The sequence below is a fragment of the Delftia sp. DLF01 genome (genome assembly GCF_014852125.1).
Taxonomy (GTDB): Bacteria; Pseudomonadota; Gammaproteobacteria; order Burkholderiales; family Burkholderiaceae_C; genus Comamonas; species Comamonas acidovorans.
This window is the reverse complement of record NZ_JACVAZ010000002.1, coordinates 503,493-517,484: the sequence shown is the minus strand read 5'-3', so window position 1 is coordinate 517,484 and position 13,992 is coordinate 503,493. Positions and strand designations below refer to the sequence as shown.

Annotated in this window: 11 protein-coding genes and 1 tRNA gene; 4 read left to right on the top strand and 8 right to left on the bottom strand. The window is 66.4% G+C overall.

Going from position 1 to position 13,992, the window contains the following annotated elements; translation table 11 throughout:
* Positions 1-108 precede the first annotated feature (108 nt).
* Both IB269_RS10810 and IB269_RS10805 read left to right on the top strand, forming a co-directional pair.
* Positions 109-831 (top strand): SOS response-associated peptidase family protein, encoded by a 723-nt coding sequence (locus IB269_RS10810; RefSeq protein ID WP_318652151.1) that lies wholly within the window; start codon positions 109-111, stop codon positions 829-831.
* Between the two features lie 504 nt (positions 832-1,335).
* On the top strand, positions 1,336-1,605 hold the full coding sequence (locus IB269_RS10805) for a hypothetical protein (protein WP_192367147.1): 270 nt from the start codon (positions 1,336-1,338) through the stop codon (positions 1,603-1,605).
* 162 nt (positions 1,606-1,767) lie between these two features.
* Here the strand turns inward: IB269_RS10805 and IB269_RS10800 are convergent.
* From IB269_RS10800 to IB269_RS10775, 6 genes are all read right to left on the bottom strand, one after another.
* Positions 1,768-1,842: transfer RNA gene (locus IB269_RS10800), tRNA-Arg, on the bottom strand.
* A 78-nt stretch (positions 1,843-1,920) separates the two neighbouring features.
* Positions 1,921-6,264: a translocation/assembly module TamB domain-containing protein gene (locus IB269_RS10795; RefSeq protein WP_192367146.1), complete on the bottom strand. Its 4,344-nt coding sequence runs from the start codon at positions 6,262-6,264 to the stop codon at positions 1,921-1,923.
* 2 nt (positions 6,265-6,266) lie between these two features.
* Positions 6,267-8,117: an autotransporter assembly complex protein TamA gene (locus IB269_RS10790; protein ID WP_043824435.1), complete on the bottom strand. Its 1,851-nt coding sequence runs from the start codon at positions 8,115-8,117 to the stop codon at positions 6,267-6,269.
* Between the two features lie 76 nt (positions 8,118-8,193).
* Positions 8,194-9,381 carry a vWA domain-containing protein gene (locus IB269_RS10785; RefSeq protein WP_012203587.1) on the bottom strand — a complete coding sequence of 396 codons (1,188 nt, stop codon included), beginning with the start codon at positions 9,379-9,381 and terminating at the stop codon, positions 8,194-8,196.
* Positions 9,382-9,412: 31 nt separating this feature from the next.
* Entirely contained in the window at positions 9,413-10,123 is a 711-nt protein-coding gene (locus tag IB269_RS10780; protein ID WP_192367145.1) for a GNAT family N-acetyltransferase, read from the bottom strand.
* An 11-nt stretch (positions 10,124-10,134) separates the two neighbouring features.
* On the bottom strand, positions 10,135-10,989 hold the full coding sequence (locus tag IB269_RS10775; RefSeq protein ID WP_012203589.1) for an AAA family ATPase: 855 nt from the start codon (positions 10,987-10,989) through the stop codon (positions 10,135-10,137).
* Positions 10,990-11,105: 116 nt separating this feature from the next.
* Here IB269_RS10775 and IB269_RS10770 point away from each other — a divergent pair, with 116 nt between their 5' ends.
* Complete coding sequence (locus IB269_RS10770) at positions 11,106-11,780, top strand: c-type cytochrome (RefSeq protein ID WP_012203590.1); 675 nt, start codon at positions 11,106-11,108, stop codon at positions 11,778-11,780.
* Between the two features lie 69 nt (positions 11,781-11,849).
* On the opposite strand, the gene IB269_RS10765 is transcribed toward IB269_RS10770, so the two are convergent.
* A complete protein-coding gene (locus IB269_RS10765; RefSeq protein WP_012203591.1) occupies positions 11,850-12,308 on the bottom strand; it encodes a DUF1841 family protein in 459 nt (152 codons plus the stop codon).
* A 78-nt stretch (positions 12,309-12,386) separates the two neighbouring features.
* On the bottom strand, positions 12,387-12,986 hold the full coding sequence (locus IB269_RS10760; RefSeq protein WP_013803994.1) for a short chain dehydrogenase: 600 nt from the start codon (positions 12,984-12,986) through the stop codon (positions 12,387-12,389).
* Between the two features lie 106 nt (positions 12,987-13,092).
* On the opposite strand from IB269_RS10760, the gene IB269_RS10755 reads away from it, so the two are divergent.
* A complete protein-coding gene (locus tag IB269_RS10755; protein ID WP_192367144.1) occupies positions 13,093-13,983 on the top strand; it encodes a LysR family transcriptional regulator in 891 nt (296 codons plus the stop codon).
* Positions 13,984-13,992 lie beyond the last annotated feature (9 nt).

The following is a 13,992-nucleotide window of genomic DNA, read 5'->3' as shown; positions in this document are numbered from 1 at the left end:
TTGAATATCGGTATATATGAATGGGTCGATGCAAGATCTGTCCAGCTAATGTGTATTGCAAGGTTCTGGATGGAGATTGCGTACATCCCCGCGAGGGCGGCATTATGAATGGCTATTAAGAAAGCTGTTGAAATGTGTAGCAGATATAGTTCGCCAGATATCGTTGAGATAGATAAAACATATCCAATAACAGGACCTGCGCCGAAGAGGATTTGGGATATTTATATAACGCCACTGGCTAATGGGCCGTATATTAAAGCAGGTGGAATCCTGGAAGTTGGTCAGTGGGGAATGATCCCGGAATCTTCTGCAGGGAGGCGGCCATTGAGGGCGGACGGCTCACCGATGACCACGGAAAATGCATGTCGAGAGACGTTGGAGATTGATGCGATATTTGGACCGGCATGGCATGCTGGCAAAAGATGCCTTATCCCGGTAAATAGCTGGATAGAGTCGTACTCAGGCCTATCCAGGCGCAGTATCAGTTGGCTCTTCCGCCGTGCTGATGGAAAGCCGGCCATGCTGGCTGGGCTCTACAGCGAATGGTCTGATCCACAGACTGATGAAATGGTGCCCAACTACACGATGATTACGCAAGTGACCGATGCGCATCCCGTGCTCTCTCTCATGCACAGGCCTGGAAGAGAAAAGAGGGGCGTTGTAATGCTGGAGCCTGGGGATTGGGATGCGTGGCTGCATGGATCCGCTGCCCAGGCCGACTCACTGATCAAGTTGCCACCGCCGGGGGCACTCCGTAGTGGTGCGGAGAATCCGGCCGAGGAGGCGCTGCTGCCGGTTGAACAGTTGCGGGCATTGAAGGCCGGAGGCTGAGCAAACTCTTGCAACCATTGTCTTTTGGCACTTCAAGGCTTCCTCCCGGAGAGGAAATATTATTTCTTTGGGAGAATTCGGCAATCCCGGCTTCTGCGAAGCAGGCTATTTGTTTATGTGCAGCATATGAACTTACTGAGCCGTCATGATTGGTTGGATTTGATGTTGCACTTTATATCGATATTGGGTTGTTTTGCATTTCTGGTGGCACTGTTTTGCATATATTGCAGCGTGAATAAAAAGCCATTTTTTAAATCGTTTCATGTTTTGTGGTTCGTCATGATTCTTTCGATTTCCATCGTGGCCGGCAGGTATATCGCCAAATAGCTGTTAGGCTCACCGGTGCGGGTTTTATAGAGTTGCGTCGTACCGTTCAAATCAAGATTTGGGCCAGGAGGGGTGACGATTTCTATCCCTCTGGATTGCCCGTCAAGTGAAAGTCCATGCCCGCATGAGCATTGATCACATCGCAATTGCCCCGCCGGGTGCCCTGCCGGGCAAGCCATGATCTACACGCTGCACATAGACATGCAAGTTTCTGGTGTCTACACAGCCCGAGTCTTGCATGGGAACGTCGAACTCTTCGATTTCGAGGCGTCAAGTATTTCGGTCGCCATCCGAGGCTGCGGTTCCCACACCGCGTCTGGTCTTGAGGGAGCCCATATTTGGTATGGCCACGTCTGCATCGGCACCACATCCCTCCATGCCATGCGCCACGACGCAGAGACGCTGGCGCAGCGGCTGGTGGGCCTGCATTTGCAGTTCGGCGGATAGGGCAGGCAGAGCCCCGGCTGTCTTGATCAGACCTGAAATCCAAGCATGGCCGGAAGGGGTGGGGTATCGAGTCCAGCCACTCTCAACGGCTGCGCATGTCCCCACATGTATCCCAGACGACCACTTGATGCGCTGTAAGTGGTTGTTGTAATTGGGAAATGCTGGTCCCTCCGACAGGAATCGAACCTGTATCTGGCGCTTAGGAGGCGCCCGTTCTATCCATTGAACTACGGAGAGGAGCAAACGGGGATTGTAAACCCACGCCGGACCCGCCCCGCGCACCGCCGGGAGGGCGGCATGCGGGGCGCTGGGGCGTCAGTCCTTGCGCACGGTGTAGATCAGGTCCAGCGCGCTGGTTTCCCCGGTCTGGCCGCGCAGGGTGAGGCGGCGCGAGAGGTCATAGAAGATGTACAGCGTGCCCATGGCTCCCGAGAGGCTTTGCTCGTAGGTGACATAGAGGTCGCTGGACAGGCGCTTGCCCAGGGTGAGGGCGGCGCCGGTGGAGCCTTCGCCGCCCGGGCCCTTGAAGCCGATTTCGTCCAGGCCCAGGTTGCTGGCGATCTTGCCGCTGTTGTTGCGCCCGCCGCTGAGCAGGGACAGCGCGGCCTGCTGGAGCAGGGCGCTTTCGGCGCCGCCCGTGGCGGGATCGCGGCCCATGACCACCCAGGAGAGCTTTTCGGCATCGGGCATTTCGGGGTCGGAGTACAGGCGCACGCGCGGGGCGTTGGCCGTGCCCTGCACCTGCACGCCTGCGCGCACGGCGATGTTCGGGCGCAGCGCCAGGATGTCCAGCGAGGGGTTGGCGTAGGGGCCGTTGAAGCGGATGAGGCCGGTCTCCACGTCCAGCGACTGGCCCCAGGCGCGGTAGCGGCCCTGCACGGTGCGGATCTCGCCCGTGATGCGCGGGGGGCCGCCCGCCACGGTGGGACCCTGCACTTCCAGCGCGCCTTCCAGGCGGGTGGTGATGCCGTAGCCTTGCAGCGCGAAGTCGCGGCCCAGGTCGAGCTTGACGAGGATGTCGGGCAGCTTGATGGTTTCCGCGCGGGCCTGGGCCTTGCGGTCGGCCTGCTGCTGCTTGCGCGCCGCTTCCTGCTCGGCCTTGCGCGAGGCGGCCGAGTGCACGACCACGTCGGAGTCCAGCGAGGGGGCGGATTCCTCGGGCAGGATGATGGTGGCGCGGTCGGTGGTGAGGTCGCCGCGCAGCGTGAACTGGCCTTGCTCCAGCTTGGCCTGCAGGCCGCCCGATATGCTGACCTGGCGGTCTGCGCGCACCAGCACCTGCAGCCTGGTGGCCTGGGCGCGCAGGTCCATGCTCAGGCCGGAGTTGCTGCCATCGGCATTGGGCGGGTCCCAGCGCACGAAGCCCGAGCCCGTGAGTTCGCCGCCTTCTCGCGGTGCCGTGGTGAGGTTGCCGCTGTAGCCCAGGATGCGCGCATTGCTGCCGCGCCCGCCCTGCATGCGCAGTTCGGTCAGGTCCAGCCGGTTGCCTTGCAGGCGGGCGCGCAGCACGCCGTTTTGCAGGTCGATGCCGTCCAGCGCGGACAGGATGCTCAGGCCGTCGGCCGAGAGATTGCCCTGCCACTGCGGGTTCTGGCGGTCGCCGCTGATCTCGGCCTTGGCCTGCAGCGATCCGGTGACGCGCCAGCCGGGCGGGGCGAACAGCGCCCAGATGCCGATGTCGGGCATGCGGGCGTCGATCTGGCCGGACAGCGGGGCCTTCTCGGGCCAGGTCCAGGTGCCGTTTTGCTGGGCCAAACGCGTGCCCAGTTGGGCGGTCAGGGTGCCGGCGCGTTCGCTGTCCCAGTCGAGCTTGGCCTGCACGTCGTCGCCTTGGGCGCGCACGCTCAGGCGGGCCTGCTTGATGTGGGCGCGCATGCCGGCGCCGCGCACGGTATGCGTGCGCACTTCGCCGGGTTTGCTGGAGCGCGGCCCCGTGGTGTGGATGACGGTGGTGCCCGAGCCGTCTTCCACGGCCAGGCGCAGGTCGCCAGCGGCACGCTCGACCAGCAGTTCGGCCTTGAGCGCGGGGCCGGTGGTGTCCAGGTCCCAGCGGGCGTTGAAGCTCAGGTCGCCGCTCAGGCCCATGGCGGCCAGCGGAGGCTCCTCGGCCATGGACAGGGCATCGACCCAGGCCAGCGGCAGGGCCTGGGCGCGGCCGGTGCTGCGCAGGGCCCAGCGGCCGTCGCCGCCCTGGGTGGCGCGGGTGTCGTCCCAGGCCAGCAGCACGGGCTGCGGCGCCTCGGCATTGGCGCGGCGCTGGGCCAGCGTGGGCGGCGTGACCTGCAGGCTGCCGGCCGACGCCGTGAACGTGGTGGACAGTACGGTACGGCCCGTGGTGCGCTGGGCGATCTGCACGGGCTGCTTGCCTGCCAGTTGCAACTGCCAGGGGCCGGGCAGGTCCTGGCCCGGATTCAACCGGGCCTGCAGTCTGTCGATGCTGGCCTGCCAGTCCAGGGGCGCGGCACCGCGCGCCGTGGCAAGGCCTGCCTGCAGGGCCGTGTCGATCTGCGCGGTCTGCGTGCCACGCTTCGCCTGGCCGGTGAGGGTGAGGCTGGCCTGCTCGGGCGAGCCCCTGAGGGCCAGGCGCAGTTCGGGCAGCTCCAGCGCCTGTTCGGGCGGCGTGTTGGCGGGCAGGTAGCGCAGCTTGGCGGCCTGCAGGTCGGCCTGCAGTTGCAGGCCGCTGGCGGGAAGCGGGTCGCCCACGGCGGCCTTCATGCGCTTTTGCAGTGCGCCCCATCCGCCGCGCCAGCTGGCGTCCAGCTGGGCCTGGCCTTCGACCAGGGCCCCGGCCAGCGGGTCCTTCATGCCGGGCAGCTTGCGCAGCCACTGCGTGAGGGCGGTGAGTGACGACAGCTTGAGCTGGCTGCTGCCCTGGCCTGCGGCGGGGCTGATGTGGCCATCCAGCGAGAGCTCGGCGCCGGGCAGCTCGGCCTTCAGCACGGTCTGCAGTTTTTGCTGTTCGGTGTCGAACTGCAGGCTGCGGCTGCGCACCGAGGCCTGCAGCGCATCAAGCTGCAGGTTCTCCAGCGAGAGCACGGGCTGGGCCCAGCGGCCCTTGGTGGCGAGTTTCTCTATGCGCAGGGGCTGGCGCTTGCCTGCGGGCGCGGCCGCGGCCTGGATGTCCACGCTGAAGTCCACCTGCTGCTCGGCCGTGGTGCTGGCGCGCAGCTCGCCCTGCAGCGGTGCGGCTTCCAGGATGCTGTAGAGCGCGGCGGGGTCCAGGCGCTGGACCTTGGCCTGGCCTTCGAAGACCTTGGTGGCGGGCTCGAAGCGGCCCTGGGCGTCGATGCTGCCCGAGCCTATGGCGATCTGCGCCTGCTCCAGCAGCCACTGCTGGCCGTCATAGCGCACCGCGGCCTCGATCTGGTCCAGCGGCAGGCGCTGGCGGTCCCAGGGACCGGGCATGGCGTTGTTCAGGCGGGTCGTCAGCTGCCAGGCGGTGTTGGCGATGGCCGAGCCTGGTGCCTGGTCCGATGACTGCTCCGTGCCTGGTGCTGTTCCTGGTGTCGTGGCTGGTGCCTGGGCTGCATCAGCTGCCTTGCCATCCGGCCCGGCCTGCAATTCGCCGCTGATGCGTGTGCGCGGTCCCTGGGGCCAGAAGGCGGCGATGTCGATCTGGCTGAGCTGGGCGCGCGCGGTCTGCAGCGGCTGGGGCTGCCAGGGCCGGATGCTGGCCTCGATGTCCGCATGCATGGGTTCGGACACGGGGGCGGCTTCCTTGCGCTCCCTGGCCTTGCCGTTCTTGCCATCGGCCTTGGCGGATTTCTGTACGGCGGGAGGGGCGGGCGTTTCCTCGGACACCGTCCCGGGCTTGGCATCAACCTGGAGCTTGATGCCCAGTTGCGCAGCGGCGGTGGCCAGGGTGCCGTCGATCTGTGCCTTGGCCTGCACGGCCAGCGGTGCAGGTTTGGGGGCCTTGGCCGTGGAGGCCTCGTCGTCCGAAGCCAGGGCCGGCGCCTGCAGGTCGCCCTGCAGCTCGGCCTGGATGGCCATGGGCGCACGGGCCTGCAGGCGCAGCCTGGCCTGGTAGTTGCCATCGGCCCATTGCAGGTCGCGCACGTCCAGCTGGTGCTCGCTGCCGTCGTAGACGTAGTGGCCTTGCAGGCCCAGCACCTCGGCCTGGGGCGGGCCTTGCCAGACGATGCGCTCCACATGGAAGGGCACGTCGATCTTCACGGGCAGCACGAGCTGCTGCAGCGGTTCGACGGGTTTCTTGTCCTCGGGGTCGGGCGTGCTGGCAATGCTCAGCTCGGCGATGCGCACTTCGCCCAGGCGCACGGTGCGCGACAGCAGGGGGCGCAATTGCCAGCCGATGGTGGCGTCGCGCAGCTCCACCTTCATGGTGGGGCTTTGCCATTGCAGCCAGCCGATGCGCCCGCCCTGGAGCACGGTGCCTGTGACTTCCTTGGCCTGCAGGCTCTGGCCTGCGGGCAGCCAGCCGGCCACGCGCTGCAGGGTGTAGGCCAGCGAATCGGCGCGGCCGGCCCACCACCAGGCGGAACCCAGCAGGGCGGCCAGCAGCAGGACCAGGACCAGGAAGAACCAGAGCAGGGCGCGCAGCCAGCGGCGGCGCCGGGGCGCAGGCGAGGGAGGGGACGCCTGGGGGCTTTGATCTGGCGCGGCGGAGGAGGCAGGGGTATTCAAGCGGGAATCCACCATGGTCAGAAGTTGAAGCCCAGGCGCAGGTGCAGGCGCAGCTGTTTTTCCTGGGCGCCCCAGGCGATGTCGGCCTGCACGGGGCCCACGGGGCTGCGCCAGCGCAGGCCGGTGCCCACGCCCACGCGCATGTACATGGAGTCGGGCGCATCGCCCACGGTGCCGGCGTCCAGGAAGACGGCATGCTCCCAGTCCTGCGTGTTGCCCTTGATGACGATGGGCCGCTGCCATTCGATGCTGCCCACGGCCATGTAGCGCCCGCCGATGACCTTGCCGCTGTCGGTGCGCGCACCAATGCTCTGGTAGCCGTAGCCGCGCACGGTGTTGTCGCCACCGGTGATGAACAGCTGGGTGACGGGCAGGTCGGCATCCTTGCGGGCCAGCAAGGCACCGCCCGAGGCGCGCAGCGCCAGGCGGCTGCGGCGCTTGGTCTCGGGATCGACCTCGCCGATGGGAATCAGGCTGAGCCAGCGGCCGGAGACGCGGCCGAACGGCGTGCGCTGGGGCGTGAGCGTGGTGCCCGCGCCGACTTCCCAGGCAAAGCCGAAGCCCGAGGAGGGCGCCAGCGTGCTGTCGAAGTAGCGGCCGGTCCAGCCGTAGTTGGCCGTGACCGATGAGCTGGAGGGCGGCGCGCCCTCGCCCTGGGTCTTGGCGTAGTCGTACTGCAGGTAGTAGTTGCGGTCGATGTGGTCTTCGGATTTGGTGCGGCCGGCGCGCAGCTGCAGGCTGTTGACATCGAAGTCGCCCGAGGGCGCGCGCTCGGCCTTGGCCGTGGTGAACCAGCGCCACAGGGTTTCATCGGGCAGGGCGGTCCACTGCGTGGAGATCAGCGGGTTCTTGCGGTCGAAGCGCATGCGCGTGACGGCGCGCCAGCCCAGCCAGGGCAGGCGGTTGTGGATGTGGTCCACGCTCAGGCGCGGGCCGGTGTCGGTGCTCATGCCCACGCCGAAGACCCATTTCTGCATCTGGGCCTCGCGCACCTGGGCGATGACGGGCGTGGTGACCTGGGCGCCCTTGCGCTTGAGGGCCTCCTCATCCTCGGCGGCGCTTTCTCCCTGCTGGGGCACGTTGGCCAGCGTGAGGAAGACGGAGTCGTAGTAGCCGCTGCTGGCCAGGCGCAGCTGGGCATCGACCAGGGCGGTCTGGTCGTATTCCTCGCCCTCGGGCAGGCGTGCGATGCGGGCCGTGCCCACGGGGTCGTAGCGCTGGGCGCCTTCGATGCGCAGCGGGCCGAAGGTGTAGGCCGGGCCGGGCGCATAGGCCACGCTGACATCGGCCTCATGCGTGTCGGCGTCGATGTCGGCCAGGCTGGAGTCGATGCGCGCCAGCGGATAGCGGCGCGACTGCAGCGTGCGCAGGCCCTGGCTCTTGGCCTGGCTCCAGTTGGACTGGCTGAAGCGCTGGCCGGGCTGCAGCGGCCAGTCCTCTTCGATGGTGGCGCGCTGGGAGGCGCCGTCGGGATCGTCGGCATTGACGCCCGCAAAGCGCACCTGGCTGCGCGCAATGGTGGCGGGCTCGCCCGGGTCCACCTTGACGGTGACCTGCAGCGGGGCCTCTTCGGATTCGGGCGTTTCCTTGATCTCCACCGTGACCGTGGGGCTGAAGTAGCCCAGCGTGCCGATCAGGTCGCGCACGTTGGCGTCGGTGGCGCCCAGCAGCCGCGTGAGTTCGCGCCGCTGCAGATCGCTCTGGTAGCGGTAGCGGCGCAGTTCGAGGTGCTTTTCCAGCAGCTCGCGCACTTCCTTGGGCGCATCGACGACGAGCGAGAAGGCCGGGTCGCCGGTCGCTGCAATCAGCGACGGGTCCGTGTCCTTGTCATCATTCTTGGACGGCAGGAGGCTGCAGCCGCCGAGCATCAGGGCTGCACTCAACAGAAACAAAAACGCCGGCCCTCGGGCCGGCGCTGTCGCGGGGGGGAGCTTGGGCATCGGCCTATTTTGACAGCAGGCGCATGGCGTCTTCCAGACCTTTGAGTGTCAAAGGGTACATGCGGTTGCCCGTGAGCTGCTGGATGATGCTGATGCTCTGGCGGTACTGCCAGACGCCGGGCGGCTCGGGGTTGATCCAGGCAAAGCGCGGGAAGGCATGCGTCAGGCGCTGCAGCCATTCGGCGCCGGGCTCTTCGTTCATGTACTCCACGCTGCCGCCGGGCTGCAGGATCTCGTAGGGGCTCATGGTGGCGTCGCCCACGAAGATCAGCTTGTAGTCCTTGTTGTACTTGCGGATGATGTCCCAGGTCGGAAACTTCTCGGCGAAGCGGCGGCGGTTGTTCTTCCACATGAAGTCGTAGACGCAGTTGTGGAAGTAGTAGAACTCCAGGTGCTTGAACTCGCTCTTGACGGCGGAGAACAGCTCTTCCACGCGCTGCACATGCTCGTCCATGGTGCCGCCCACGTCCATGAGCAGCAGCACCTTCACGTTGTTGTGGCGCTCCGGGATCATCTTGATGTCCAGGTAGCCCGCGTTGGCGGCCGTGCTGCGGATGGTGTCGGGCAGGTCCAGCTCCAGCTCGCCGCCTTCGCGGGCGAACTTGCGCAGCCGGCGCAACGCGACCTTGATGTTGCGCGTGCCCAGCTCCTGCGTGTCGTCGTAGTCGCGGTAGGCGCGCTGCTCCCAGACCTTGACGGCGCTCTTGTTGCGGCCCGGCCCGCCGATGCGCACGCCGGCCGGGTTGTAGCCGCCGTGGCCGAAGGGGCTGGTGCCGCCCGTGCCTATCCATTTGTTGCCGCCTTCGTGCCGCTCCTTTTGCTCTTCGAGCCGCTTCTTGAGCGTCTCCATCAGCTCGTCCCAGCCCATGGCCTCGATGGCGGCCTTTTCCTCGGGCGAGAGCTCGCGCTCCAGCAGCTTCTTCAGCCAGTCCTGGGGAATTTCGCGCGTGAGGTCGGCCACCATCTCCACGCCCTTGAAGTAGGCGGCAAAGGCGCGGTCGTACTTGTCGTAGTGCTTCTCGTCCTTGACCAGCACGGTGCGGCCCAGGTGGTAGAAGTCGTCCAGGCTCCAGGCGTCGTCGCTCTTGGGGCCGACCACGCCGGCCTGCAGTGCCTCCAGCAGGGTCAGGAACTCCTTGACCGAGACGGGCAGCTTGGCCGCGCGCATGGTGTAGAAGAAGTCGATCAGCATGGCATCTCCCGAGGGCCCGGCGTACGCGCCCTCATGTGCGCGCCACGGCGGTGCTGCCGTCCGAATGGCGCTGCAACTGGTCCAGCAGCTGGGCGCGCGACTCGGGCCATTCGCCGCTGCGCAGGCTGTACATCACGGTGTCGCGGATGGTGCCGTCGCGGCGCAGCGCGTGGCCGCGGATCACGCCGTCCTTCCTGGCGCCCAGGCGCTCGATGGCGCGCTGGCTGGCGAAGTTGAAGCAGTCCGTGCGCCAGCCCACCACATGGCAGGACAGCGTCTCGAACGCATGGCCCATGAGCATGAGCTTGGCCGAGGTGTTGACATGGGTGCGCTGCACGCTGCGCGCGTACCAGGTGTAGCCGATCTCCACGCGGCGCACCTCGGGCAGGATGTCGTGGTAGCTGCTGGTGCCCAGCACCTTGCCGCTGTCGTCGTCCAGCACGGCAAAGGCGAAGCGCTTGCCCAGGCTGCGCTGCTCCAGGGCGGCTTCGATATAGGCACGCACATCACCGGGCTCGGGTGCCGAGGTCACGCGGATGCGCCACAGCTGGCCGTCCTGCACGGCCTCGCGCAGCCCGGCTTCATGGGCGAGGGCCAGGGGCTCCAGCCGCACGCCGTTGAAGCGCATGACCACGGGTCGCACAAAGCCCTGGTGAGCCACCGCGCCGGCCACGGGAATGGTCGTCACCTGGCCGGTGAGGGCCGGCACGCCCGTGTCGTTGGTGTGTTCGGGATGGGGCATGGGCGCAGGCCTCAGCGGTTGCGCTGGTTCATGAAGACCAGCTTCTCGAACAGGCTCACATCCTGCTCGTTCTTGAGCAGGGCGCCCACCAGCGGCGGCACGGCGACCTTGCCCTCGGCGGTCTGCAGCGATTCCACGGGAATGTCCTCGGCCACCAGCAGCTTGAGCCAGTCGATCAGCTCGCTGGTGGAGGGCTTCTTCTTGAGGCCGGGCAGGTTGCGCACGTCGTAGAACACCTTCATCGCGGCGGTCAGCAGCTCGCCCTGCAGCTTGGGGAAGTGCACGGCCACGATCTGGCGCATGGTGTCGGCGTCGGGGAACTTGATGTAGTGGAAGAAGCAGCGGCGCAGGAAGGCGTCGGGCAGCTCCTTTTCGTTGTTGGAGGTGATGAACACCAGCGGCCGGTGCTTGGCGCGGATCATCTCGCGCGTCTCGTAGCAGTAGAACTCCATGCGGTCGATCTCGCGCAGCAGGTCGTTCGGGAATTCGATGTCGGCCTTGTCGATCTCGTCGATCAGCAGGGCCACGGGCCGGTCTGCCGTGAAGGCCTGCCACAGCACGCCCTTGATGATGTAGTTGTGGATGTCCTTGACGCGCTCGCCGCCGTCGATGTCGGACAGTTGCGAGTCGCGCAGGCGGCTGACGGCGTCGTATTCGTACAGGCCCTGCTGGGCCTTGGTGGTGGACTTGATGTGCCACTGCAGCAGCGGCATGTCCAGCGCTGCAGCCACTTCCTCGGCCAGCATGGTCTTGCCCGTGCCGGGCTCTCCCTTGACCAGCAGCGGGCGCTGCAAGGTGGCTGCGGCATTCACCGCGAGCATCAAATCCTGGGTGGCGACGTAGTTCTCGGAACCTTGAAATTTCATGGGCGGTATCAGCGTAAGTATTGATGGGGACGCTTGACGGTGACTGCCATAATCGTTCGCGCTACCCGCTCAGCAGTAGGCATCCGTCAGAACTCTTGAAGGATTGTGCGCGCAAAATGATAAAAACTTTGACCACGGTATTGGCGCTGACTGTCGCATCTGTGACCCCTGTGGCACAGGCCCAGCAAAGCAAAGGTGACGCAAAGGCAGGGGAGGGGAAGATCGCCATGTGCATTGGCTGCCATGGCATCCAGGGCTACCAGGCCAGCTTCCCCGAGGTGTACAAGGTCCCCAAGATTTCAGGACAGGGCGCACCCTACATCGTGGCCGCGCTGCAGGCCTACCAGAAGGGCGAGCGCAAGCACCCCACCATGCGCGGCATCGCCGATCCGCTGACCGAGCAGGACATGGCCGACGTGGCCGCCTACTACGCCGAGCATGGCGTGGCCAAGGCCGCCGACGCCAAGGTCCGCGAGCCCAGCACCCAGGTTGCCGCGCTGCTGCAAAAAGGGGCCTGCGTCTCCTGCCACGGCCAGGGTTTTTCCAAGCCCATCGACCCCAGCTATCCGAAGGTGGCGGGCCAGTATGCGGACTATCTGTACTCTGCCCTCAAGTCCTACAAGACCGAAGGCAACCCCCACATCGGCCGCAGCAACGGCGTGATGGCCGGCATTGCCAAGCAGTTCACCAACAGCGAACTCAAGGCGCTGGCCAACTACATCGGCAGCCTTGATGGCGAGCTGCAGACCCTCCCCCAGCCCCACTTCCGCCTCGGCCAGAAATCGCAGTAGGTCGTCCTTTCCTCCAAAGCAAAAGCCCGCAGTTGCGGGCTTTGTCTTGAGGGCAATGAAGGGCCGGAACTATGCGCCGCCCGTGGCCTTGGCGCCGTCGCTGGTGGCGCGGCGCTGCACGGCGGCAATGTAGGCCTCGCCATCCGGGGGGCGGCCCGAGCGCTGGCTTTCCCAGAGCATCTGCCCCAGGCATTCCATGGTGGCGTGGTGGGCGTCATGCAGCGAGTCCAGGCGGCGGCTGAGCAGCTCCACGGCCTGGCGTATGCCGCGCGGCTGGTCGATGCTGCACTGCTCGCTGATGGACAGGTGCATGGACAGGTGCAGGAAAGGATTGGTCACGCCGGGCGTGGCGTCGTAGTCACGCAGCAGGGCGGCGTCCACGTCGGCGAGGTCATCGAAATACTCGGGATGCTCGGCAATCCAGAGGCTGGCCAGCGTCTCTATGGCCTCCATCGGCGCGCCGTTCAGCATCTTGGTGCGCACGCCGCAGAAAAAGCGCCGCACATCGGCTTGGGTGGGGTTGAACATGGTGGCGCGCAGCGTAGCACGCAGCCCTTTTGGGCGGGCACGCAAGGACTTTGCCGAGGGCCCGCCGCAAGACAGGGATCAGAGCACCTCGAAGACCCTGCCGGTCTGGGCGCCTTCCACGCTGCGCTGGTAGGCCAGGGCCACGCGCGCGGCGGGCACGGTCTCGAAGCCGGGGAAGACCGAGCCATAGGCCTGGGCCGATTCGGTCAGCAGCGTGGGGCTCACGGCATTGATGCGCAGGCCGCGCTGCAATTCGACCGCAGCGCCGGTGACGAAGCCGTGGAGGGCGGCATTCACCGTCGATGCATTGGCACCGTGGCGGATGGGCTCGGTGGCGGCAACGCCGCTGGTCAGCGTGATGGAGCCGCCGTCGCGCAGCCAGCGCTGGCCCAGCAGGGCGAGCCGCACCTGACCCAGCAGCTTGTCCTGCAGGCCGGAGTTGAACTGCTCGGCCGTCATCTCGGACAGCGGGCCGAAGTGCAGTTTGCCGGCCGTGCTGACGATGGCGTCCACCTGACCGGCGGCTTCGAACATTTTCTGCAGCGTGTCGGGCTGCGTGAAGTCGGCGCGCAGGTCGCCGCTGTTGCGGCCCACGGTGACGATCTCATGGCGCGGGGCCAGCAGGGCGTGGACAGCGCGGCCAATGGTGCCGGTGGCACCGATGAGCAAGATCTTCATGCGTTTTTCTTTCGGAAGGAGTGAACAGGCCTCCAGTGTTTTGCAAATCGCTCATGCCATAAAGTAGCGAAATCTTTTTGTACTACTAAGCATTGGTTAGCAATCCATGGACAAGCTGCGCAATATGGAGGTCTTCATGGCCGTGGTCGAGGACGGCAGCTTTGCCCAGGCCGCGCGGCGCCTGGATATCTCGGCCGTGATGGTGGGCAAGCATGTGCAGCAACTGGAAGCCCACCTGGGCGCGCGCCTGCTGCAGCGCACCACGCGGCGCCACAGCCTGACCGAGGTGGGCCGCAGCTTCTACGAGGACAGCCGCCAGGTCTTCGAGCAGTTGCGCTGGGCCGAGTCTGCCGTGGAGCGCAGCCGCAGCGCCCCGCAGGGCCTGCTGCGCATCAGCGCGCCGACCACGCTGGGCAACCATGTGATCGCGCCGCTGGTGGCCGACTACCAGCTGGCCAATCCGCTGGTGCGCGTGGACCTGCAACTGAGCGACAGCATGGCCGACCTGGTGGGCGAGAACATCGACGTGGCCGTGCGCATCGGCCCCGTGGGCGGCGAAGGCCTGGTGGCGCGGCCGCTGCAGCCCTATCGCATGGTGATTGCGGCGGCGCCCTCGTACCTGCGGCGGCGCGGGCATCCGCGTGGCGTGGACGATCTGGCGCGCCATGACTGCCTGAGCTACGCGGTCTGGCAGCGCCGCTCGGAATGGATTCTGCGCGGCGACGGCTCGGGTTCGGTGCAGTGGCCCGAAGACGCCCGCCTGCGCTGCAACAGCGGCGACGGGCTGCGCCATGCGGCGCTGCGCGGCCTGGGCCTGATCCTGCAGCCCGAGGTGCTGCTGGCCGCCGACATGGCCGCGGGCCGGCTGGTGCCCGTGCTGCAGGACTGCGTGCCACTGCCGCGCCCGGTGCACCTGGTCTATCTGCCGGACCGCCGCCAGCTGCCCAAGCTGGCGCAGTTCGTGGACCACATGGTGCGGGCGCTGGGCGCGGGCTGAGGTCCGGTT